Origin of the sequence: Parafrigoribacterium mesophilum, assembly GCF_039652555.1 — a bacterium.
Taxonomy (GTDB): domain Bacteria; phylum Actinomycetota; class Actinomycetes; order Actinomycetales; family Microbacteriaceae; genus Parafrigoribacterium; species Parafrigoribacterium mesophilum.
Window position 1 is genome coordinate 1,731,556 of sequence record NZ_JBDJAF010000001.1, and the last position, 21,685, is coordinate 1,753,240.

Below are 21,685 nucleotides of genomic sequence, written 5' to 3' on the forward strand. Positions count from 1 at the left end.
CCGTCTTGGTCCAGGAAAAATCCGCCACACACTGGCCTGACTACGAATATCATCCGCCGTACATGCCACCGGGGAGGTGTCGGTCGCCCCGGTGGCGGCGGCGACCAGTTCACCCTCGGCGGCTTGCAGAACGTCTTTACCCACCGGGTGGGTGGGTCAGTCCTTGGATGATCGCATGGGCACTATCCACACCGATACTGCCGGCGATCAGGGCGGCAGCGACGGCGGAAAACTCGGCCGGCAGCCGCTCCCCGGCAAGCGAGAGCCGGGTACGGGTGGCTCGGCCGGTCTTGATTCGTTTCCTGGCGGTGTCACTGGAAACCCGGGTGATCCGTTCCAACAGTTCGGCGGTGTTGCGGCACCCTTTCCTGGCGGCCAGACCACGGTTCCCCAGTTCATTCCGGGACGCCTCCGCGACCTCTCCGGCGGCCAACACCCGCAGCGCGTCTATGCGCCGGCCGGCCCGTTCGGCCGCGGCCAGCACCGCCAGCAGGGTCGTCCTCGGACAGGCCGGCCAAGCACACGCGGGTCCAGCACGGCGGCCAGTTGCCAGCATGAAGGCACTGTTGCCCGCGAGTGGCGACCGGTTCGCGGCCCTCGACATTCGCCACAGCGCTGCGGTGGATTCAGTGGCGGACGGATGCGTGTCGACGGTGGTCATGCGGGAATTTTTTCAAGGGCATCCGGGAGCAATTCGGTCCAGGCGGCCCGTTCGGCGTCGGCGGGGGCGGCCGGCACGCTACCGGCTCCATCGGGGACGGGAATGGCAGCCACGAGCGCCGACGAAATGGCCGAACGTGACGGTGTCGCCGTCGTAGTCGCCCCAGACAACGCCGTCGCGCTCGAAGTACCGAAAGTGTGAGGCGGAGGTGGCATCGACGATGCTGTTGGTCGACGATTCCATCACGAATCTGCGACCGTTCAGGCTCGGAGCGACGGTCGGAGGCTGTTCAAAGTCCACGGCTCTGAGTATGCGGTCCACACGATCGTGGGGCCAAATTCGCATCCGCCGCGCCCGAAAGAGCTCTAGCCAAACGCCCCAGACTCCAGTACAGTTGCTCAGGTTGCGTGCAGTTTCGCCGCACAAGAGGGAAGAAAGGAGGGCTCGTGATGATCACCATTGCCATCAGCGCCGCGTCCAACGATGCGTTCTGCGCCGCGCTTCGTTCGTTCACCGCCCGTCCATTTACTTCCCACCAGCTTCGCGGCTAACCGTTCATCGGAGCGCCCGGAGCGCTCACACGATGAGGTTGACCGATGATCCCTTTCTCAACCGGGCCGTCGTGCCCGCGCACCCAATCGTCTGCCCGTAATTTCGGGCCAACACCGGGGTTTCGCCGGCCGAGCGCGCGGGCATCCGCCCGTCCCGGCCAGCACGCCCCCACCATTACCTATTTCTTTTGCCACGAAGGAGCACCACCGTGTCGGAATACCTGACATACATACTCTGGCGGCAGCGCGAACAGACGCTGCCGCGCGAGCTCGAACGACGACGAGTCGTTGCCGAGCAACTCGCACAACAAGAAAGTCACTCTCGTAAGGAGCAGCATCGACACGAGCCGGCCGTGGTTCCGGATGCGCCTGCCCAAGCGGGCGGCGAACCGCGCGTATCTGCGCGGGAAACCGACCTCGAGCGAGTTAGCTAGGCACCCGCACCTCGAGCGATACCTTTCCGGACGAGTACACGCGCCGCGGCGGCCGGTGTCGTCCGGAAGGGTATCGGTTGCCCGGCACATCCGGCAGCGAGGTCAGTCGCAGGCGACCCCGTCGTGGTCACCGTCCAGGCGGTAGATGTCGCTGCCCACGACCTTCGCGGTGCCGGTGAGATATGCGGGGCCGTTGCCATTGCCGCCGGCGCAGTCCACGTCGGAGGCGACCGGCACGCACGCGCCCGAATAGTTGGCATCGCATCCGGCGGCTGCCGCCATCGGGGCCGGGACGACCGGGACCGGCGCCGGCGCCGGCGCCGGCGCCGGTACCGGGGCCGTTACTTTCGCGGTGGCGCAGGTGCTCAACACCCGTGCCATGGCATCGTGTTCCGCAGGGGTCACCCATAGGCCATAGGCCGCCTTTACCGACACCTGGTGGCTGACATAGGTGCACCGGAACGACTTTGCCGCGGGCAGCCAGGTGGCGGTATCACCGTCGCTCTTCTGCGAGTTGGATGCGCCATCCACCGCGAACAGGTTGGCCGGGTCGTTGGCCAGCGCGATCCGTTTCGCCTGCGAGAGTTGCTGCGCCCCGGTGCGCCAGGCATCCGCGAGCGCCACCACGTGATCGATCTGCACTTCGGTGGAGGTGGTGTTGCCGCGTAGGAAGTGGATGGTGGCGCCGGTGTACGGGGAGATGAGGGTGCCGCTGAGGACCTTGCAGTGGCCGGACATCACGGTCTCGGTCAGGTCGCGGGCGAGGATGTCGTTGCGGGTGTCGCAGCCGTTGCGGTCGACGTCAAGCCACGCGGTGCCGAACTTCGCGGTGCGGGCATACCCGGTCATCGGGGCGCGGCCCTTGACCGGCAGGGTCGCCAGTACGGCGAGCGCGTTCGTATCGATGGTGGTCGGGGCGGCGGCTCCCGCCGGCACGGCACCCTGGGATGCCGGTTGTGGCGCACCGGGTACGGTCGGAGCGGCGGATGTCGTGACTTCGGAGACGGAACCAGTGCCGGAGGCCGGAGGGCTGACCGCGCACCCGGTGGCCGTCACCGCGATGGCGCCGCCGAGCACGATGGCGAACCGTAGCCGTTGCGAGAATCGGTAACGCCGCAGACGCGCTGCTACGGCAAGTGTTCTCAAGGGTCCGGTTTCTCTTATGCGTCTCCTCGAACTCTAGACGGATGAGCTATCACGCAGGCAGTCCCACACCGAGGGGCACCACGGCGAACGAATCAGCCGCGGTCGCGCCGCGCTCGGTCGCCCGGTGGGCTCTCCAGCACAGTCGGCACGTACTCCAGCAGTTGCAGCCCATTTTCGAACGTGCGGCTGTTCACCAGTTGCAGCCGCACGTCAGGGTAATCGTCGAAGATTCGGTCGGCGCCGGTCGCCCCGGTGATCACCGGGAAGATCACGACTCGGTAGATGTCGACGAGCCCCGCCCGCAGCAGCGCCCGACACAGCGACACGCTACCGAGCGTGCGTAGCGGCCGATCAGATTCCTCTTTCATCGCCCGCACCGCGGCGACCGGATCGGTGCTGACCAGAGTGGTGTTCGCCCAATCCAGCGGTTCCGTCAGCGTCGAGGAAAACACCACCTTCGGCACCGCAGTCAGGCCTTCGGTGCCGGGCTCGCCGGATGCGGCAAAGTCCGACATCAGTCGGTACGTCCTGGCGCCCATGAGTATCGGATGATCCTTCTCCGGCGACTGGTCGAGCCACCGAAGATACTCCGGACTCTCCATGCCCCACCAGCCGGGCCAGCCCTCCGCCGCCCCGTAGCCGTCGAGCGAAATGATGAAGTCCACCGTCAGTTGTTGCATCGGAAGTCCTGTTCCTGTCCTGCTCTCCCTGCCCGGTACGCCGCGGGTGCTCTCGCGCTCACCGGAGCCACGATAGGACTGAATGGGGTGGCTTGACAGGTCCTAGGATCCGGCACCAACTGTTCCCATTCCGGCTAATGGTGCCCGGCGCAACGGGAACACTTAGCCGGAACGGGAACTAATGCTGCACGGTATGGATGTTGCGCCGAAACCGGCGAACGCAGGAAGCGGGTAGTGCTAGACCGCCTCGAGCACGCTGACGTAGTTGGCGATGCCGACCCCGCCCATGTTCTGCACTGCGGCCCGGCGCGGGCCGGCCAGTTGCATGTCCCCGGCGGTACCGGTGAGCTGCATCGCGGCGATCACGTGCTGCGAAACACCGGTGGCGCCCACCGGGTGCCCCTTCGACTTCAGTCCGCCGGATACGTTGACCGGCAGCTTGCCGTCCTTGAACACCCAGCCCTCCTCGAGGGCCCGCGCGCCCTGGCCGTCGCCGGTGATTCCCAGCGCCTCATACATGAGCAGTTCCGCGATGGTGAAGCAGTCGTGCACCTCGAGGAAGTCCAGGTCCTCCAGCGCCACCCCGGCCATCGCCAGCGCCCGCTGCCAGGAGACCCGCACCGCCGCGAACTCGGTGGGGTCGCGGCGCACGGCCGGCATGAAGTCGTTGGCCTGCCCGAATCCGGCCAGCCGCACCGGAGCGGTGTGTGCGCCGGACCCGGGTCGGGTGGTGATGATCAGCGCCGCGGCGCCATCGGAGACCGGCGAGCAGTCGGTGCGCCGCAGCGGTGCGGCGACCATCGGGTTCTTGTCCGACACGGTGCGGCAGAACTCCTCGCCGAAGTCCTTGTGCAGGTGCGCGTACGGGTTAGCCATGCCGTTGTGGTGGTTCTTCGCCGCGATGGTGCCCAGCGTGTCCCCGACCGGGCCGTATCGCTTCTCGTAGGCCTTCGCGACCTCGGCGAACAGGCCGGTGAAGCCCGTCGTCGAGGGGGTGCCCGCATTGTCGTAGTCCGCGCCCATCAGCGCGGCGCCCACGACATCCGCCCCGGCATCCGTCATCTTCTCCGCACCGATCACCAGCACCGTCTTGGCGGTGCCGGCCAGCAGAGACTTCACGCCCTGCTGGAACGCAGCGGAGCCGGATGCGCAGGCATTCTCCACCCGGGTGGCCGGCACGTTGGCCAGCTGGTCGGACACCTGCAGTGCCAACGAGGAGGGGAACGCCAGCGGCATCATGCCGGAATTGAACTGGCCGACGTAGACCTCGTCGATCTGGCCGGCGTCGATGCCGGCGCCGTCAATGGCCTCCGTGGCGACCTGGACAATGAGTGACTCCAGCGATTCCCCGGTAAGTTTGCCGAACTTGCTGTGCCCCCACCCGGTGAGCAACACGTCGGTGTCGAACTGGCTGCGCAGGCTCATGCCGGCACCTCCGTTATCTCCAGGGCCACGGTGAAGTCCGGTTCGGTCTTCTGCCGCACTTCTTCGAGGGTCACCTCCGGGGCCAACCGGGTCAGAACCAGGTGGCCGTCGGTGATGTCGAACACGGCCAGGTCGCTGATGATCCGGTCAACAACCCGCACCCCGGTGAGGGGCAGGCTGCAAGTCTTCACGATCTTCGGCGAGCCATCCTTGGCGACGTGCTCGGTGAGCACCACCACCCTGGGGGTTCCGGCGACCAGGTCCATCGCCCCGCCCATCCCCTTGACCATCTTGCCCGGGATGGTCCAGTTGGCCAGATCCCCGGACTCGGACACCTGCATCGCACCGAGGATGGCGATCTTCACGTGCCCGCCCCGGATCATGCCGAACGAGGTCACCGAATCGAAGATGCTGCTGCCCGGCAACACGGTCACCGTCTGCTTGCCGGCGTTGATCAGGTCGGCATCCTCGTCGCCCTCGTAGGGGAACGGACCCATGCCGAGCAGGCCATTCTCGCTCTGCAACACGACCCGCACCCCGTCCGGGAGGTTGTTGGCCACCATGGTCGGGATGCCGATCCCCAGGTTCACATAGTCGCCGTCCGACAGTTCCCGGGCCGCAATGGCTGCCATCTGGTCACGAGTCCATGCCATGGTGTCTCTCCTTGTCGAGTGTGGTCAGTTGCCGCTGGATGCTGTCGCGAGCGCCGGATCCTGAGTCTTTGCTTCACCGGGTACCGGGCGCTGCCGCACCGTGCGCTGCTCGATGTCCTTGACTCGGTTGCTGGTGCGCACCAGGGCGTCCACGAACACCCCTGGGGTGATGATGTGGTTGGGGTCGAGTTCGCCGGGCTTCAGCACGACCTCGGCCTCCGCGACGGTGAAGCGACCAGACATGGCCACCGCCGGGTTGAAGTTGCGGGCGGTGAACCGGTAGATCAGGTTTCCGTCGGTATCCGCGGTGTGCGCATGCACCAGCGCAACATCCGCAATGATCGCCCGCTCAAGCAGATAGGTCTCACCGTCGAACTCGGCGTGCGGCTTGCCCTCGGCGATGATCGTGCCCACTCCGGTGCGGGTGTAGAACGCCGGGATGCCCATTCCGCCGTCGCGCAGGCGCTCGACCAGCGTGCCTTGTGGGCAGAACTCGACCTCGAGCCGGCCGTCGAGGAACTGCTGCGCAAACAGTTTGTTCTCCCCCACGTAGGACGCGATCACCTTGCGCACCTGGTTCGCCTCGATCAACACGCCCAGACCCTTGCCGTCGACGCCCATGTTGTTGGACACCACGGTGAGGTCCTTGACCCCGGAGTCGCGCACCGCGTCGATCAGGTCAGCCGGGATGCCACTGAGCCCGAATCCGCCCACCGCGACGGTCATGCCGTCGGCCAGCACGTCCCGAAGCGCGTCGGCCGGCCTGGTGTGCAGTTTCGACATGGAATCTCCTCCTCGAGGTTCGCGTGGTCTGCGCCGGCGTTCGCGCCGTGCTATCCACGTTGTGGACGAGAGTCCGTCCGTTACCTCACAGTATTGATGCGCACGCGAGGCTGTCAATTCGATCAACATGTGCATCGGTCATCCGAATACAGTGTGAGAACGACCGGAGATTGCGTCCACATTGTGAGCGAATGAATCACCGGGTGAGGAATCCTGCGACGGTGCCGGCCGGTGGTGCTACTTTGACATCGGGGCGACGGAGACCAACTGTTCGCCATAGCGAAGGCAGGACAGCTTATGACAACAATTCTCAGCGGACGCACCGCACTCGTCACCGGCGGAGCGAGCGGAATCGGGGCGGCGACGGCGCGCGCCCTCGCCGCCGCCGGCGCGCACGTCACGATCGCCGACATCAACGGCGAGGCCGCCCAAGTGGTGGCCTCCGAGATCGGCGGCGAGGTGTGGCAGGTGGATATGAGCGACACCGCGGCGCTGGCCGAGGTGACCCTCACGACCGACATCTTGGTGAACAATGCCGGCATCCAGTACATCAGCCCGATCGAGAAATTCGACCCGGCGAAGTTCCACCTGATCCTCTCCCTCATGTTGGAAGCGCCGTTCCTGTTGATCCGAGCCAGCCTGCCGCACATGTACGCCAACGGGTTTGGCCGGGTGGTGAACCTGAGCTCGGCGCACGGCTTGCGTGCCAGCGCGTTCAAGTCCGCCTACGTTGCCGCGAAGCACGGTCTGGAAGGGTTGTCCAAGGTGACCGCGCTCGAGGGCGGCCCGCACGGCGTCACGAGCAACTGCGTCAACCCCGGCTACGTACGCACTCCGCTGGTGGAGAAGCAGATCGCCGACCAGGCGCTCGCGCACAACATCCCGGAGTCCGAGGTGGTCGAGAAGGTCATGCTCACCGAGAGCGCGATCAAGAGCCTGGCCGAGCCGGCCGAGGTCGCCGACCTGGTGCTGTGGCTGTGCGGCGACACCGCCCGGATGGTCACCGGTGCGTCGTACACCATGGACGGCGGCTGGACCGCGAGCTAACCCTTCATTCTCGGTACGCAATCGAGGGTGGATCGCAACACGCCGCGAAAAACCGGCCAGGAATACGGCGTCCCGCCCGTTTCTCCTCGATTACGTTCCGCGCTACGGGAGGTCTCCCGGACTACCGGCGATCGCATCCTCTCTCGGCGGGGCGGCCTTGTCGCCCGGTGCGAACTTGATGCGGGCCCACAGCAGCAGGTCTCGGGCGGTGCCCCAGATCCCACGGCGGAACAGCAGCACGCAGATGATGAAGATCCCACCGGTGATGATGCCGATGCCTTCGAATCCGGATGATGCCAGCCGATCCTCGAGCATCACGACCAGGGCGGCGCCGACCGGGCCGCCCCACAGCGTTCCGATTCCGCCCAGCACCGTCATCAAGACGACCTTGCCGGAGGTGGTCCAGTCCAGCTCCTGCAGCGACGCGAAGCCGTGGCTGATCGAGAACACCCCGCCGGCGAGCCCGGCCAGTCCGGCTGATAGAACGAAGACAATCAACTTGTACCGTTCGACGTCGTAGCCGAGCGCACGCGCTCTGGCCGGGTTGTCGCGAATGGCGACGAGCACCCGACCGAACGGCGAGTGCACGATCCGCCAGGCGCCCCACATGCCCAGCAGGATCATCACGATGGCGGCGTAGTAGAAGTAGAACGCCTGCGTCTCCACCTTTTCGATGCCGAAGAAGGTGGTCGGGATGCCCTGAAGTCCGTTCTCGCCGCCAGTGAGGTCTTTCCATTGATTGGCCACGAAGTAGATCGTCTGGGCGAACGCGAGGGTGACCATCGCGAAGTAGATTCCGGCGCGGCGCACCGAAAGGTAGCCGATCGGGATGGCAATGAGCATCGCGAAGATCATGCCGCCGATGATCGCGACCGGGAACGGCACCCCCAGGTTCAGGGCGATGAGCCCTGTGACGTAGGCCGACGATCCCCAGAACGCGGCGTGGCCGAACGAGAGCAGTCCGGTGTAGCCCAGGAGGAGGTCGACCGAGATGGCGAACAGCGCCCAGGCCGCGATATCCATCGCCACGGGCGGATAGACGAACCAGGGCAGTCCGAACGCGGCGATCAGCCCTATCGCCAGCAGCACGAGCCGACGGATGATAGTGGTCCGGCGACTGACGCGGGACGGTTCCAGGCTGGCGTCCAGCGCCGCGGTGGGCATCAGTTTGTCGGTCATACCGAATCCGCCCTTCCGAACAGTCCAGCAGGCCTGACCAGGATGATGATGGCCATCAAGATGAAGATCGCCACCGACGCCAAGGGCCCGGCGTAGGCCTGCCCGTACGCCTCTACCAGCCCGACGACGAATCCGGCGACTACGGCGCCGAAGATCGAGCCGAGGCCGCCGATTACGACGATCGCGAACAGGATGATAATGAAGTTTCCTCCCATGTCGGCGGTGATCGCTCGGAACGGCGCTGCGAGCACCCCGCTGAGCCCGGCCAACGCGATGCCGAAGCCGAAGACCGGGGTGACCCACCGGCCGACATTGATACCGAGTGCACGAGTCCGTTCGGCATCCTCCGTCGCCGCCCGCACAATCATGCCGACCCGGGTCCTGGAGAGCACCAGCCAGACCACGACACAGACCGCCAGGGCGAAGACGAACACGAACACCTGATACTTGGGGAGCGTGGCCGGGCCGAGTTGCACTTGCCCCTCGAGGCCGGCCGGCTGCTCATACGGCAATCCGGAGACGCCGTACATCCGCTTCACCACATCGACCAGCACCAGGGCGATGCCGAAGGTGAGCAGGAAGTTGTAGAGAATGTCCAGCCCGAGCAGCCACCGCACGAGGAACCGCTCGATGAGCACGCCGAAGCCGAACATCAGCACCGGCACGACGATCAACGCGAGCCAGAAGTTCATGCCTGTGACATCGAGTAGCACGGCGGCCGTCACGGCACCGAGCATGTAGCAGGCTCCGTGGGCGAAGTTGACCACGCCCAGGGCGCCGAAAATCACCGCGAGGCCCAGCGCCGCCAGGGCGTAGAAGCCCCCGGCTGCCAGTCCCTGCACGGTGTATTGGATGAATGCGCTCATGTGTGATGCTTCCGAATGGTGGGGACGGGCGCGAACGCCCGTCCCCCTATCTCAGTGAGGGTTGACTCAGAGCTTGCAGTCAGCGGACACCGGACCGTAGGCCTCTTTGGCGGGGATCGTGTTGGTGATCTCCTCGTAGTCCCACGGCTCCTTGACCTGGTCCTTGGTCTTCACCTTGGCCAGGTAGGTGTCGTGGATCACGTTGTGGTCGGCACGGACCTCACCGTTGCGCAGGAAGACGTCGTTGAACTTCTTCCCCTCGAGTTCCTTGATGACGGCGTCCGAGTCGTCGGTGCCGGCGCGCTGAATGGCCTCAAGATACTGCGTGGCTGCCGAGTAGTTGGCCGCGTGCGCGAAGGAGGGCCGGGTGTCGGTCTTCTTCGTGAACTTGTCCGCCCAGGCACGGTTGGTCTTGTCGAAGTTCCAGTACCAGGCGTCCGTGAAGGACGTGCCGGCGAACTGGTCGACGCCCAGCGAGTGGATGTCAGTGATGAACATCAGGCCGACGGCCAGTTTTGCCTGGTCGCGCATGCCGGACTGGTTGAACTGCTTGACGAAGTTGATCAGGTCACCGCCGGCGGCCATCGTGCCGATGACATCCGGGTTGCTCGAGGCGGCCTTGGTGATGAACGTCGCGAAGTTGTCGTTCGGGAACGGGGTCGGGATGCTCTGCTGCACCGTGCCGCCGGCATCCTTCACCGCTGCGTTGAAGGACTTCTGCATGTCCTGACCGAAGGCGTAGTCGGGGTAGACGATGCTCCAGTTCTCGCCGCCGTTCTTGACCAGGCTGGCAGCTCCCTTGGCGAGCATCTGCGTGTCGTATGCCCAGTGGAAGGTGTAGGCGTTGCAGGACTTGCCGGTGAGTTCGGTGGTGCCAGCTCCGATGTCGATGAACAGCTTTTTCTGCTGCTTGGCCACGGTGGCCACGGCGAGCGCGGCCGATGAGGTCGGCACGTCGAGGATGATGTCGGCATTCTGCCGCTCGTACATCTCTTGGGCCTTGGTGTTGGCGATGTCCGGCTTGTTCTGGTGGTCAGCGGTGACGACCTCGATCGTCTTGGCGACCGCCTTGTCGCCGTACTTGGCCTTGTAGTCCGCAACGGCCATGTTCACCGCGACTACGCTGTTCGGGCCGGACAGGTCCTTGTACACACCGGACTGGTCGTTCAGCACGCCGATGACGACCTTGTCGTTGCTGATGTCACCGCCCTCTTCCTGCGGGCCGCCGGCGCCGCCCGCGCATCCGGCGAGCACCATTGCCCCAACCATGCAGACCGCTAGGGCGGCGCCGCGTGACTTTGTCACCATTTATTTCTCCTCTATTTGTTGTCAGATTGTGATGGATCAGATGCCCAGGTGTTCGAGCAGTTCGCTCTCCCTGGCCTGGAAGTCGGCGTTGGTCAATTGCTCGACGATTCGGCCCTGCGCAAGCAGGTAGTGTCGGTCGGCGACGGTGGCGGCGAATTTCACGTTCTGTTCGACCAGCAGCACGGCGACCCCGTCGGCCTTGATGTCGCGGATGATGGCGCCGATGTGCTGCACGATGACGGGAGCCAGGCCCTCGCTGGGCTCATCCAGCAGCAGCAGCCGCGATCCCATCCGCAGCACACGGGCGATCGCGAGCATCTGCTGCTCGCCGCCGGACAGCTGGGTGCCCATCGAGGACCGGCGCTGCGCCAGCACCGGGAACGACTCGTAGACCCGGTCCAGCGACCACGCGCTCTCGCTGACGACGGGGGGAAGGGTGAGATTTTCGGCGACGGTGAGGCTGGCGTAAATGCCGCGGTCATCCGGAACCCAGCCGATACCGGCGCGGGCCCGGGCGTTCGGCGAGAGTTTGTCGATGCGCTGGCCGTCCACGGTGACGGCACCCTCGATTTGCCGGTGCAACCCCATCACGCTGCGCAGCAGGGTGGTCTTTCCTGCTCCATTGCGTCCGACCAGGGTGACCACGGTGCCGGGCTCGACGGACAGCGACACCTCGGTGAGCACCCGAGCCTCGCCGTACCAGGCGGAGAGGTTATCGATCTCAAGCAATGGACTGCCCCAGGTAGGCCGAGATGACCTTCTCGTCTTTGCGCACTTCGTCGTACGTCCCTTCAACGAGGATCTCGCCCTGCTGCAGCACGCTGACCCGGTCGGCCAGGCTGCCAACGACGTGCATGTTGTGGTCGACGAACACCACGGTGCGGCCCGCGGCGATGCGCAGCACCAGTTCGATCGTCCGGTCGACGTCTTCCAGTCCCATCCCGGCGGTCGGCTCATCCAGGAGCAGAAGCTTCGGGTCGAGCGCCAGGGCGAGGGCCAATTCGATGGCCCGCTTCTGGCCGTAAGCGAATCCGCCGACTTCCCGGTCAGCCGAGTCGGCCATGCCGACCTGGTCCAGCAGTTCCATGGCGCGGCGGCGGAAGCGACTCAGCGATCGCTCGGAACGCCAAAAGCGGTAACCCAGGCCGGTCGGGCTGCCCAGCGCAAGTTCAAGATGTTCCAATGCGGTGAGCTGATCGAACAAGCTGGTGATCTGAAATGAGCGGGCGATACCCAGGTGCACGATTTGTTCCGGCTGCTGTCCGGTGATATCCGTGCCGTCGAACACGATCGTGCCGGCGGACGGCTTGAGGAATCCGCTCAACAGGTTGAACAGGGTCGTCTTGCCGGCGCCATTCGGCCCGACAAGCGCGTGCACCGTGCCGGTGCGGATTGTGAGGTCGACACCCTGGACTGCGGCGAAGCCTCGGAACTCTTTGGTCAGCCCATGCGTCGACAGAAGTGTCGCTGGCAGGTCTGCCGTCACCTCGTGTCCCGTCTGAATCTCCTCCTTGAGGTTCGCCGGCCCACGAAAGGGACCATCGCTCATAGTATCCACGTCGTGGACGTGTGCGCCCACGCCTGACACTAGGAGACGTCCGCCGCCACTGTCAATCTGAGACGCTCTGGGTGGCATGTTGGGAATATAGTGTGAGCAGCGCGCGAGCGAACGTCCACAATATGATCAACTAGAGGGATTCTCCGTGTCATCTACTCAGGTGCAGGGTGCGCAGGTCGTCAGTCGGATTGCCGCGCTTTTGCGATTCGTCGGGCGACGGGCCGAGGGCACATCGCTGTCGGAGGTGGTGCGAGACACCGGACTCACCCGGCCGACCGCACATCGGCTGCTCACCGCCCTCACGGCGGAAGGGCTGCTGGACCATCAGCCGACGACGAAAACATGGAGCCTCGGCCCGGAGTTCCACGTGATGGCGTCGGTGGCGGCCGCGCAGTTCCCGATCGGCGACATCGTGCGGCCGAGCCTGCACCGGCTGGCGGACAAGACAGAGGAGAGCGCGTTTTTCTCGCTGCGGCGAGGCAACCAGACCGTGTGCCTGATGCGGGAAGAGGGCAGCTTTCCGATTCGCACGTTCACGCTGCTGGAGGGCACGCGGTATCCGCTCGGGGTGGCATCGGCTGGCATCGCGATCATGGCGTTCCTGAGTCGGGAGGAGCAGGACGAGCTCTTCGCGGAGGGCGAGTGGCGGGCCGAGGCGTTTGGTGAAGCGCACACCATCGAAGCCATCCGCCCGCGTTTGGATCGCGCCAGAGCGCGTGGCTTTTCGGTGAATCCGGGGCTGATCCTCGAGGGCAGCTGGGGAATGGGCGCGGCCGTCTTCGACCGCAACAAGAACCCGGTCTATGCGCTCTCGCTTACCGGCATCGAGTCCCGGTTCCGCGGCGAGCGCCAGGAGTTCCTCGGCAAGGCACTGCTGAGCGAGGCACATCGGCTCACGCTGCAATTGCAGCGGCCCTGGGCATAGCCGCCGTCGAAGGGTCTTATCGCCGGGTCCAGAAAAGATGGTCGCTGCGGGCCAGGGGTTGCCGTTGGGGCGCAAGCCGAGTTCCCTGTAACGAAAAGCGGGAGCCGTGTTCCGGCACGGCCTGGTCGGGAGGACTTGAGTCATGGCCGACGGCGATGTGGAGACCTTCGACAACCGCGGGCAATGGGTCAACCGGGTGATCGGCGAGCCCGAACGCTCGAAGAGCTTCTCCAGCAAGCAGGAGGCGATTGACGCGGGTCAGGCACTGGCGCGAGAACTCGGCACTCACCACCTCCTGCGCGAGGCGCATCCCACCGGCGTGATCACCGATCCTGGCCAGGAGCCCACAGACAATTCCGCGACGTGAAGGGAAACACCGTGAAAGAACTAGGACTGATCAAGGCTGTCAGCCGGCTTGAGGACGCGCACTGGCTCGATCCCCTTGCCGAGGCGGTACGGGCGGCGGTCTCCTCGGTGATCCCCTCCCCAGCGGCGCGGGACGTGCTGAACGGCGTGCCATTCGGACATCCGCTGCACCCCACCGCGGTGCAGGTGCCGATCGGCGCCTGGCTGTCTGCCGGCGTGCTGGATGCTACCGGCCGGGCCCCCGAGGCCTCCCAGTTCCTTGTCGGCCTCGGCGCACTCAGCGCACTTCCGGCTGCCGTGGCCGGAGCCACCGACCTGTCGCAGCTGCGTCCGCAGCAGTCCCGCATCGGCGTCGTGCACGCGGGCGCGAACGTGGTGGCCGTCGTGCTGTACACCGCCTCCTACCTGCAGCGCCGTCGCGACCGGCAGCTCAGCGGCAAGCTTCTTGGGTTCCTTGGCCTCGCCGTAGTCTCGGCGTCCGGGTTCCTCGGAGGGCATCTGAGCTTCCGTAAGGCTGCCGGCGTCAATCACGCCGAGGGGGTGCCGCCGCGGTTCCCGACGGGCTGGCAGAGCATCGGACCACTGACCGCATTGCCCGAAAACGAACTGACCGGCTTGCACGTCGGCGACCAGCCGCTGGTGGCGCTGCGGCGGGGAGGCACCGTCAATGTGCTCTCGAATGTCTGCCCGCATCTGTCCGGTCCGCTCAGCGAGGGCGAACTGGTCGGCCGCGACACCGACGATCCGTGCGTGAAATGCCCCTGGCACGGCAGTGTCTTCTCGATGCGTTCCGGTGAAGTGCAGCACGGGCCGGCGACGGCGCCGGCACCCTCGCTCACGTCTCGGATCGTTGATGGCGTGGTGGAGGTGTTGATGCCCGGTGCTGGTTAGTCGCAGTTGCGGCGCCGGTCCGGATTGGCCGAAGGAGCGGCACAATGATTGATTTCGCCAAGGATGTAGCCGACGACGGGTCGGAGGATCTGACCGAGTCGAAGATCGAGGAAATCGCCGAAGAGGTGTTGGAGGACATCCGGCACGGGCAGGTGGATGAGGACGTTGCCACGGTGCTTAGACAGCGCCTGGAGAAAGCGGGTGTGGATTTGCGCCCGGAGTCTCTGGACAGCCTGGCCGAAGACATCGAAAACGAAGCTTCTCGCTAGTCAGCGCGGAGTTCGTTCGCGGCGCGCCGTCGTCAGCAAGCGCCGATCCACAGCGCATCGCGGGCCCGCGTGGCCGCGACGTAGTGTTCCCGGATATCCCTGGCTGCGCGCTCGTCGCCGGAATGCGCTGGCGCGGTGGCCGCGGGCACTATCACAAGCTTGAACTCGAGGCCTTTCGCGCGCTTGACCGTGCCCACCTTCACGGCCGGAACCGGAAGGCCGACGTAGTTCAGCAGGTTGAGTGAGCGGATGTGCTCCTGAGCCAGCAGCTTCTCGATCGCGGCCGCCTCCCCGTTCGTGCCGCAGAGCACGGCGATGTCGCCGAGGTTCAGGGCTTCGGGTCCGACCGCCCGACGGATGCGGCCAACCAGCGCACGATCGTGGTCGGCCCGGGTGGTGAAGTGCGCCGATTCCGGCGGGGCGCCGTGCCGGACGGGGGTCTCGACCGCCGGGTGCTCGACCACCGGACGCTCAAGGGCCTGGTCATCGATGTCGGTGTAGCTGCTGCCCGCGATAACACGAGCCGCGAAGTCCTGGATCTCCGCGGTATTGCGATAGTTACGGTCCAGCACTACGCCGCGGCCGGCCAATGAGATGCCGGCCTCCGACAACACATAGCCGCCGGGGTAGATGCTCTGTTGCCCGTCGCCGATCAGCGTAAAAGCATCAGGGCCGTCACCGACGAGACCATGCAGCATCCTGATCATCGCCAGCGAGAGGTCTTGCGCCTCATCGACGATGACAGCGGCATAGCCGTCCTCGGGCTTCCGGCGCAGGGCAGCTTCGGCCACGAGCACCTGGTCCTGGAAGTCGCCGATCCCGGCAGCGCGTAACGACCGATCGTACGCCAGGAACAGTGCCCACACCGCGCGGCGGTCATCGATATTGAGCCGAATCAGCCGACCGGGGCGGGCACAGTCGGCATACTCCTCGAACGTCGTCAGCCCGCGCCCCTTGATGACGGACTCGACCTCCTCGCGCCAGTACTCGATCGGCCGGTCCCCTGGCGCGGCGGGCGCCCGTTCCGTGAGTCGGGCGCGCTGTGCGACATCGAGGCCCATCCAGGCCGCGTCGAGCATGCGGCTGGCGCGCCGACCGTCGACGTTCACGACCACGCCGCGCTCGCGAAGCACCCGCGCCGCGAAGCCGTGCACATGAACGAACTCAACCCGACCGGCAACATCCGGCGCCAAACGCAGCAGCAGATTCGACATGACCGCCGGCAGCGTCTTCACGAACGTGGTGAACAGCACCCTGCCGTGCGGATGCACGCGCGCCAGATAGGCAGCCCGGTGCAGGCCAACGACTGTCTTGCCGGTTCCGGCGTCGCCCCGGATGCGAGCCGGTCCGTTGAAGCTGCGGCGAACCAGGGCGGCCTGAGTCGGATGTAGGAAGGTCATCCAATCCTCCACAGGAGCGGCCAGATCCGCCGCTGTGAGCATCTCACGCACCTCGGCCTCGCTGAGCAGTGCCCCGTCGTCGAGCAGCGCATCTGGCAACGTGTCTGGCAGCTCGGCCAGCACCGGCTCAGTCACGATGGGCACCGGAGTCTCAGTCTGCGCTCCCACGTAGGCAGGGAAGTACCGCATCGCCACGGCGAGCACCCGCTCGACCTGGCCGGTGGTGAGGCGCTTGCCGCGTCTGGCCAAGTGCAGGTGCACATCCTCTTCACCCACCACCTCGACCGGGCCGACCTCCCCCAGCCGGCCCTTGTGGCCGGCCATCACGAGCAGCGTGCGCACCTCGCCGGGGGCGAGGCCGATGCCGACGAAGGACTCTTCGGCGGCGTTGGCGACATCCGCCAGCCGCAGCACATCATCCGTGACGTCGGCCTGATCGCGGTAGATGTGACCGGCCGCGACGCTGAAGTTGTTCCAGTGCTTCGAGTCGACGATCCACACTCCCGACGGCCCGACGATGATCAGGTCGAGCTGCGCATTCTTCGAACCTGGCCACTGCCGGTCGGGCAGCAGGTAGTACCCGTGGGCGGTCAGCGGGGACAGTCGTGTGGCCAGTCGCCGTTCGGCGATCGCCGCGGCGGCGAAGCGACCGGATGCCGCGCTCGCCCGCTCGGCTTCCACAAGGTAGCTCTTCGCGAGCGCGCTCATGCGCTGCGCTTGCCGCGCTGCGGATGCACCAGCCGGCATCTGGACCCCCTCAGGTGTTCCCAGTCTGGCAGTTTTGCTCGCGTTCCAACCTGTTTGTCACCACGTTTGGGGGCTCACGCTTACGGGGCCGTCGCACCCGATACCACTCCGCCGCCCCCTTAAAACGACGCCCGGGTACACGCCTCAGAGGTCGAACAGGCTGAGTGGTTCCGCGGCAGCGGTCACCGCTTCGGCGGCGGGAATCCGAAAAGCGGGCGCGAACACGGTGGTGGCCTCCCTCGAAACCGGTCCGCGTACTCCCCCGCGCACCCAGCCCGGTCCACACGGCACGGCGACGCCGCGCTGATACGCCTCTGCGGCGCCACGGGCCCGGATGTCGGCGGCCTCGTTCAGCACATGACCGACGTGCCCCTTCACCCACTCGAAGCGGTAGCGCCGGCCGACCAGCGCAGCATCCAACTGTTGCAGCAGTTCCAGATTCATGACCGGTTTGCCGTCGGATTTACGCCAGCCTTTCGCCTTCCAGCCGCGCATCCACTTCGTCACCGAGTTGATGACGTACTGGCTGTCGCACATGATCACCAGGTCATCGTCCAGGTGCGCGGTGGCGCGGAACAGCTCGAGCACCGCCGTCAACTCACCCTGGTTGTTCGTGGCCCGCTTCCAGCCGCCGGCGGCCCAGCACTCGTCGTCGACGTACCACGCCCATCCGGCCGGACCCGGGTTACCGAGCGCGGATCCGTCGGCGGCGGCGATGATCGTCATTCAAGTGCTCCTGTTGTTGGTGTGCTTCATGGTATCCGAGGCCACCCGGCGATCAGTCGTCGAGCGCGTCGTCCAAGGTCTCGCCGGTGGGATCTTCGGCGCCAACGTCGGCGAGTTCGGCACCGCCGACCGGCTGGTCAGCCCAGGCCGTCAGCGTCCAGCCCTGTTCGAACGAGCCCTCGACGATCACGATCCCGGTGTTGTCGAGCGGGTTTTCCGCGGCGAACATCGGCGGGACGTTCGTGGCGTTCGCCGCGACCCACACCCGGATGGCGGCTCCGTGGCTCACCACCGCCGCAGTTCCGGTGCCGGAGCTCGCGATCGATTTCAGGTCTTCGTTGTAGCGTCCGAAGAACTCATGGCCGTCTCCGCCACCGGGCATCACGACATCGAGGTCGCCGGATCCCCACGCGAAGACCGTCTCGAGGTAGATGCGCACGGAATCGCGGTCGGCGCGCGACTCTAGGTCGCCGGCCTCGATCTCGTGCAGTCCGGAACGTACTTCCACGTCGAGGCCGCGCACGGCGGCTAGCGGCGCGGCGGTGAGCTGCGTCCGCAGCAGGGTTGAGGCGAATAGCGCATCGAGGGGTTCGGCGCTCAAGGCATCCGGGATCTGCGCGGCCTGCTGAACGCCGAGCGGGGTGAGGCCGGGGCCCGGCCGTGCGGTGTCTAGCTGACCCAGCACATTGGCCGGGGTTTGTCCGTGGCGAATAAGAAGGAGCCGCATGAGGCCTCCAGCCTAAGCGGAGGTGCCCGGCAAAAGCCTAGGAAACCTGCCGGAGGTGGTGCGGCGTCACCTCCTCGCCGTAGGCGGAGCACGGATGCGGCTGGGTTCTTAACGGCGCCGGGTGAAGCCGACCACCGCTGCGACGGCCGAGCCCGCCACGATCGTGCGCCACAACGGCGAGCGCCATCCGCCCAGCACCCGGTTGGTCTGCGGTTGCGGCACGAAGACGGCTCCATCGGTCGCCGGCACCGTGCCGCCGCGCAGAGCCGCCGTGTTCATGACCGGCCTGATCGCCCGGTCGTAGAACCGAGGGGCGGCCGCGTGCAGTGGAATGAGCAGGCTCTGCACCCGGCCGACGATGGTGACCGGCTTCGGGTGCCGGGCCAGTCGCACAATCGCGCGGGCGACTCGGCGTGGATCGGCGATCGGCGGAAGGGGGTGCACGCGTTCGCCGGTGTAGTTTGCGGCGTGCTGATAAATCGGCGTGTCGATCGTCGCGGTGAGCACCATGCAGACCCGGATGCGGGTGCCGCGCAGTTCCTGCCGCAACACCTCCGCGAATCCCAGCAGCGCGAACTTCGCGGTCACGTAGGCCGACACATAGGGCGAGGTGACCTTCGAGTACAGGGAACCGACCAGGATCAGCGTGCCACCGCGCTGTGCCCGGAACCGTGGCAGCACCGCCCGCGCCCCGTTCACCTGGCCGAACAATCCGGTCTGCACCACTTGCCGGAACACCTCGGGCGGGGTCGCCTCGAAGGTGCCGTAGGCGAACGCGGAGGCCGCGCCGACCCACACGTCGATGCGGCCGAACGCGGCCATCGCTGCGGACGCGAGTTCGCGTACCTGCGAGTCGTCGCTGACGTCCGTTGGCACGACGATCGCGTCGGCACCGCGCGCGGCATTCGATCGCGACATCCCGCAGGCTGCTCTCGCTGCGCGCCGCGAGCACGAGCCGGGCGTGTCGCCGGGCGAACGCGAGGGCGCTGGCGCGCCCGATGCCGCTGGAGGCACCGGTGATCACTACGACGTCACGGCGTGGCACGGAAGCCTTCGGCCTGGGTCTGCTCGTCGGCGACCCGCACCCCGAAATGGTAGGCCAGCTTGCCGCCGAGCCATCCGGACACGGTGAGCATGATCAGCGCAACGATAGTGATGATGAAGCCGGGGATGCTGAGCCGGTCGTAGTCGCTGTTCACCCGGATGATGAACCCGATCACGAACAGTACGACGACGACGAGGTTGATGCTCAGGTGGATCAGAGCGGTGCGATGAGCGACAGTGCCGGAGGTGAGCGTGAGGAAGTCGAGGAATCCCAAGATCGCCGCCAACAGTGCTCCGATCACGCCAATGGCGATGAGCCAGATCGCTCCACGGCTGAAGGACTCGTGCTCGCTACCGAACAGGTTGGCCAGGTCGAAGATAAAGCTGGCGATCCAGGCGCCGATCGGGATGGTGACCATGATCGGGTGCAGCGGATGTCCGTAGGGGCCGGCGAGGCCGGCGCGCGGGCGCTTCGATCGCTGGTGCGGGGTGATGGATGCGTTCTGACTCATGGTGAACCTCCGTCGGTTATGGGGTGAGCACGACCTTGATGCAGCCGTCTTCCTTCTTTTGGAACAGTTCGTACATCTGCACGGCGTCGGTCAGCGGCACCCGGTGGGTCACCAGGTCCATCACGCCGAGCGGGTCGGCCGGGTCTTCAACCAGAGGCAGAAGGGTGTCGACCCAGCGCTTGACGTTGCACTGGCCCATGCGCAGGGTGACCTGCTTGTCAAACATGGACCGCATCGGCATAGGGTCGACCTCGCCGATGTAGACGCCGGCGAGGGAGACGGTTCCCCCGCGGCGCACCACGTGAAGCGCGTCGTGCAACGCGGTCAGGCGGTCCACGCCGAGTTTCATCATCACCGGTCGGGCCACCGCATCCGGCAGCAGTCCTGCCGCCGTCTGTCCAACCGAGGTGATGGTTGCGCCGTGCGCCTCGGTGCCTACGGCGTCCACCACGGCATCCGGGCCGCGGCCGCTGGTGTGATCGAGGAGGTCATCGAGTGTGGAGTCGCCCAGATCGTGCGTAGTGACTCCGTGGCGCTGCGCCATGGCGCGCCGTTCGGGCACCGGCTCGACTGCGTGCACGTCGAAGCCGAGGTGCACACCGATCCTGGCCGCGAACTGGCCCACCGGGCCAAGGCCGAAAACGACGAGGCTGCCGCCCTGCGGAACATCCGCGTACTGCACCGCCTGCCACGCCGTCGGCAGGATGTCGCTGAGAAAGAGGTAGCGCTCATCGGGCAGGTCGGAGCCGACCGGAACGGTGTTGTAATCCGCCAGCGGCACGCGGAGCTTCTCCGCCTGGCCGCCGGGTACCTGCCCGTAGAGCTTGGTGTAGCCGAAGAGGGCGGCGCCGGTGTGGTGGTCGCGCACCTGCGTCGTCTCGCACTGCGACTGCAGCCCCCTGCGACACATGAAACAGGAGCCGCAGGCGATGTTGAACGGCACCACAACCCGATCGCCGGGTTTCAGCGTGTTGATGCCGCTTCCGATTTGCTCGACGATGCCCATAGCCTCGTGCCCCAGGATGTCGCCCTTGCCGAGGAACGGCCCGAACAACTCGTAGAGGTGCAGGTCGGATCCGCAGATCGCGGTGGAGGTCACGCGCACGATCGCATCCGTCGGCTCGATGAGCGTCGGATCGGGGACGTCCTCGACCGACACCGATCGCTTGCCCTGCCAGGTGAGCGCCTTCATCGCAGGTGACCTCCGCTGCTCGATGTGGCGCCCACCATAGGACGCCGGTCCCATCTTCGCTACGGGCGCTCGCCTTGTGGTGACTCGCGACTCAGGTGCAGAAAACGCCGACGATCAGCGCGCCTTCTGGCACACCCACCCTTCCGGCATCCGCCCGGAGTCGAGGAACGCCTTGAGCTGGGCGCTGGCCTCCTCGGAGAGCACCGCGTCAGCCTGCGGGTAGATGATCGGCTCTTCCTTGGTGTTGTGCTTGTCGAGCTGAGCAAGCAGCGTGGCGCACAACTCGAGAAGGGCGTCGGATGCCTCATCCGCCGCCAGCGAAGCATCGAGGGCCTCCATGGTCTTCCATAGGTCGCCGTGCTCACGCACCATGACGAACAGCTGGACCATCAGTCCGCCTGCGCGAAGCGGCGGGAACAAGAACTCCTCCTCGAGATAGATGTGGCGGCGCAGACCGTCCATCGCCCGCAGCAAGGGTGCCGTGTCGTTCTTTCCCTCCGCCAAACCCGCCGTGTACGCCTCAATGCCGCCGTCGATCTCGCGGTGCTCACGTTCCAATGCCGTCGCCAGCGTGACGCCTTCCATCTGTTCTTCC

Annotated in this window: 23 protein-coding genes and 1 pseudogene; 5 read left to right on the top strand and 19 right to left on the bottom strand. The window is 66.1% G+C overall.

Features of this window, described 5'->3' with window-relative positions; genetic code table 11:
- Positions 1-136: 136 nt before the first annotated feature.
- The 7 genes from ABFX56_RS08280 to ABFX56_RS08310 all read right to left on the bottom strand — a co-directional run bounded on the left by ABFX56_RS08280 (position 137) and on the right by ABFX56_RS08310 (position 6,333).
- Positions 137-661, bottom strand: coding sequence for a DUF222 domain-containing protein (locus ABFX56_RS08280; RefSeq protein ID WP_346232779.1), 525 nt, complete (start codon positions 659-661; stop codon positions 137-139).
- 78 nt (positions 662-739) lie between these two features.
- Complete coding sequence (locus ABFX56_RS08285) at positions 740-961, bottom strand: avidin-fold protein (protein WP_346232780.1); 222 nt, start codon at positions 959-961, stop codon at positions 740-742.
- Positions 962-1,748: 787 nt separating this feature from the next.
- On the bottom strand, positions 1,749-2,792 hold the full coding sequence (locus ABFX56_RS08290; protein ID WP_346232781.1) for an HNH endonuclease family protein: 1,044 nt from the start codon (positions 2,790-2,792) through the stop codon (positions 1,749-1,751).
- 92 nt (positions 2,793-2,884) lie between these two features.
- A complete protein-coding gene (locus ABFX56_RS08295; RefSeq protein ID WP_346232782.1) occupies positions 2,885-3,472 on the bottom strand; it encodes a dihydrofolate reductase family protein in 588 nt (195 codons plus the stop codon).
- A gap of 237 nt (positions 3,473-3,709) precedes the next feature.
- Entirely contained in the window at positions 3,710-4,897 is a 1,188-nt protein-coding gene (locus ABFX56_RS08300) for an acetyl-CoA acetyltransferase (RefSeq protein WP_346232783.1), read from the bottom strand.
- Entirely contained in the window at positions 4,894-5,550 is a 657-nt protein-coding gene (locus ABFX56_RS08305) for a CoA transferase subunit B (RefSeq protein ID WP_346232784.1), read from the bottom strand. The genes ABFX56_RS08300 and ABFX56_RS08305 overlap by 4 nt, the downstream gene beginning before the upstream one ends.
- 24 nt (positions 5,551-5,574) lie before the next feature.
- Positions 5,575-6,333, bottom strand: a complete 759-nt coding sequence (locus tag ABFX56_RS08310) for a CoA transferase subunit A (protein WP_346232785.1) — start codon at positions 6,331-6,333, stop codon at positions 5,575-5,577.
- Positions 6,334-6,630: 297 nt separating this feature from the next.
- Between ABFX56_RS08310 and ABFX56_RS08315 the strand changes: the two genes are divergently transcribed.
- The gene (locus ABFX56_RS08315) at positions 6,631-7,380 is read left to right on the top strand and encodes a 3-hydroxybutyrate dehydrogenase (RefSeq protein ID WP_346232786.1); all 750 of its coding nucleotides are present in this window, start codon (positions 6,631-6,633) and stop codon (positions 7,378-7,380) included.
- 102 nt (positions 7,381-7,482) lie between these two features.
- On the opposite strand, the gene ABFX56_RS08320 is transcribed toward ABFX56_RS08315, so the two are convergent.
- From ABFX56_RS08320 to ABFX56_RS08340, 5 genes are all read right to left on the bottom strand, one after another.
- Entirely contained in the window at positions 7,483-8,559 is a 1,077-nt protein-coding gene (locus tag ABFX56_RS08320; protein ID WP_346232787.1) for a branched-chain amino acid ABC transporter permease, read from the bottom strand.
- A complete protein-coding gene (locus tag ABFX56_RS08325; protein WP_346232788.1) occupies positions 8,556-9,425 on the bottom strand; it encodes a branched-chain amino acid ABC transporter permease in 870 nt (289 codons plus the stop codon). Before ABFX56_RS08325 ends, ABFX56_RS08320 begins: the two co-directional genes overlap by 4 nt.
- A 66-nt stretch (positions 9,426-9,491) precedes the next feature.
- Entirely contained in the window at positions 9,492-10,733 is a 1,242-nt protein-coding gene (locus ABFX56_RS08330) for an ABC transporter substrate-binding protein (protein WP_346232789.1), read from the bottom strand.
- 36 nt (positions 10,734-10,769) lie between these two features.
- Positions 10,770-11,462, bottom strand: coding sequence for an ABC transporter ATP-binding protein (locus ABFX56_RS08335; RefSeq protein ID WP_346232790.1), 693 nt, complete (start codon positions 11,460-11,462; stop codon positions 10,770-10,772).
- Positions 11,455-12,282, bottom strand: coding sequence for an ABC transporter ATP-binding protein (locus tag ABFX56_RS08340; protein ID WP_346232791.1), 828 nt, complete (start codon positions 12,280-12,282; stop codon positions 11,455-11,457). Before ABFX56_RS08340 ends, ABFX56_RS08335 begins: the two co-directional genes overlap by 8 nt.
- Before the next feature lie 154 nt (positions 12,283-12,436).
- On the opposite strand from ABFX56_RS08340, the gene ABFX56_RS08345 reads away from it, so the two are divergent.
- The 4 genes from ABFX56_RS08345 (at position 12,437) to ABFX56_RS08360 (ending at position 14,742) form a co-directional block, all read left to right on the top strand.
- The gene (locus ABFX56_RS08345; protein ID WP_346232792.1) at positions 12,437-13,216 is read left to right on the top strand and encodes an IclR family transcriptional regulator; all 780 of its coding nucleotides are present in this window, start codon (positions 12,437-12,439) and stop codon (positions 13,214-13,216) included.
- 142 nt (positions 13,217-13,358) lie between these two features.
- Positions 13,359-13,583 carry a DUF2188 domain-containing protein gene (locus ABFX56_RS08350; RefSeq protein ID WP_346232793.1) on the top strand — a complete coding sequence of 75 codons (225 nt, stop codon included), beginning with the start codon at positions 13,359-13,361 and terminating at the stop codon, positions 13,581-13,583.
- On the top strand, positions 13,580-14,473 hold the full coding sequence (locus ABFX56_RS08355) for a Rieske (2Fe-2S) protein (protein ID WP_346232794.1): 894 nt from the start codon (positions 13,580-13,582) through the stop codon (positions 14,471-14,473). The genes ABFX56_RS08350 and ABFX56_RS08355 overlap by 4 nt, the downstream gene beginning before the upstream one ends.
- A gap of 44 nt (positions 14,474-14,517) precedes the next feature.
- A complete protein-coding gene (locus tag ABFX56_RS08360) occupies positions 14,518-14,742 on the top strand; it encodes a hypothetical protein (RefSeq protein WP_346232795.1) in 225 nt (74 codons plus the stop codon).
- 32 nt (positions 14,743-14,774) lie between these two features.
- On the opposite strand, the gene ABFX56_RS08365 is transcribed toward ABFX56_RS08360, so the two are convergent.
- The 7 genes and pseudogenes from ABFX56_RS08365 to ABFX56_RS08400 all read right to left on the bottom strand — a co-directional run bounded on the left by ABFX56_RS08365 (position 14,775) and on the right by ABFX56_RS08400 (position 21,675).
- Positions 14,775-16,850 carry a nuclease-related domain-containing DEAD/DEAH box helicase gene (locus ABFX56_RS08365; protein ID WP_346232796.1) on the bottom strand — a complete coding sequence of 692 codons (2,076 nt, stop codon included), beginning with the start codon at positions 16,848-16,850 and terminating at the stop codon, positions 14,775-14,777.
- A 302-nt stretch (positions 16,851-17,152) separates the two neighbouring features.
- Positions 17,153-17,615 (bottom strand): annotated as a pseudogene (locus ABFX56_RS08370) (RNase H family protein); the annotation flags it as partial.
- Positions 17,616-17,667: 52 nt separating this feature from the next.
- Entirely contained in the window at positions 17,668-18,342 is a 675-nt protein-coding gene (locus ABFX56_RS08375) for a histidine phosphatase family protein (RefSeq protein ID WP_346232797.1), read from the bottom strand.
- A gap of 108 nt (positions 18,343-18,450) precedes the next feature.
- The gene (locus ABFX56_RS08380; protein WP_428834412.1) at positions 18,451-19,356 is read right to left on the bottom strand and encodes an SDR family NAD(P)-dependent oxidoreductase; all 906 of its coding nucleotides are present in this window, start codon (positions 19,354-19,356) and stop codon (positions 18,451-18,453) included.
- Between the two features lie 17 nt (positions 19,357-19,373).
- Positions 19,374-19,898: a DUF2231 domain-containing protein gene (locus ABFX56_RS08390; protein ID WP_346232799.1), complete on the bottom strand. Its 525-nt coding sequence runs from the start codon at positions 19,896-19,898 to the stop codon at positions 19,374-19,376.
- A 16-nt stretch (positions 19,899-19,914) separates the two neighbouring features.
- On the bottom strand, positions 19,915-21,090 hold the full coding sequence (locus tag ABFX56_RS08395; RefSeq protein ID WP_346232800.1) for an alcohol dehydrogenase catalytic domain-containing protein: 1,176 nt from the start codon (positions 21,088-21,090) through the stop codon (positions 19,915-19,917).
- Between the two features lie 114 nt (positions 21,091-21,204).
- Positions 21,205-21,675, bottom strand: coding sequence for a hemerythrin domain-containing protein (locus ABFX56_RS08400; RefSeq protein WP_346232801.1), 471 nt, complete (start codon positions 21,673-21,675; stop codon positions 21,205-21,207).
- Between the last annotated feature and the right edge of the window lie 10 nt (positions 21,676-21,685).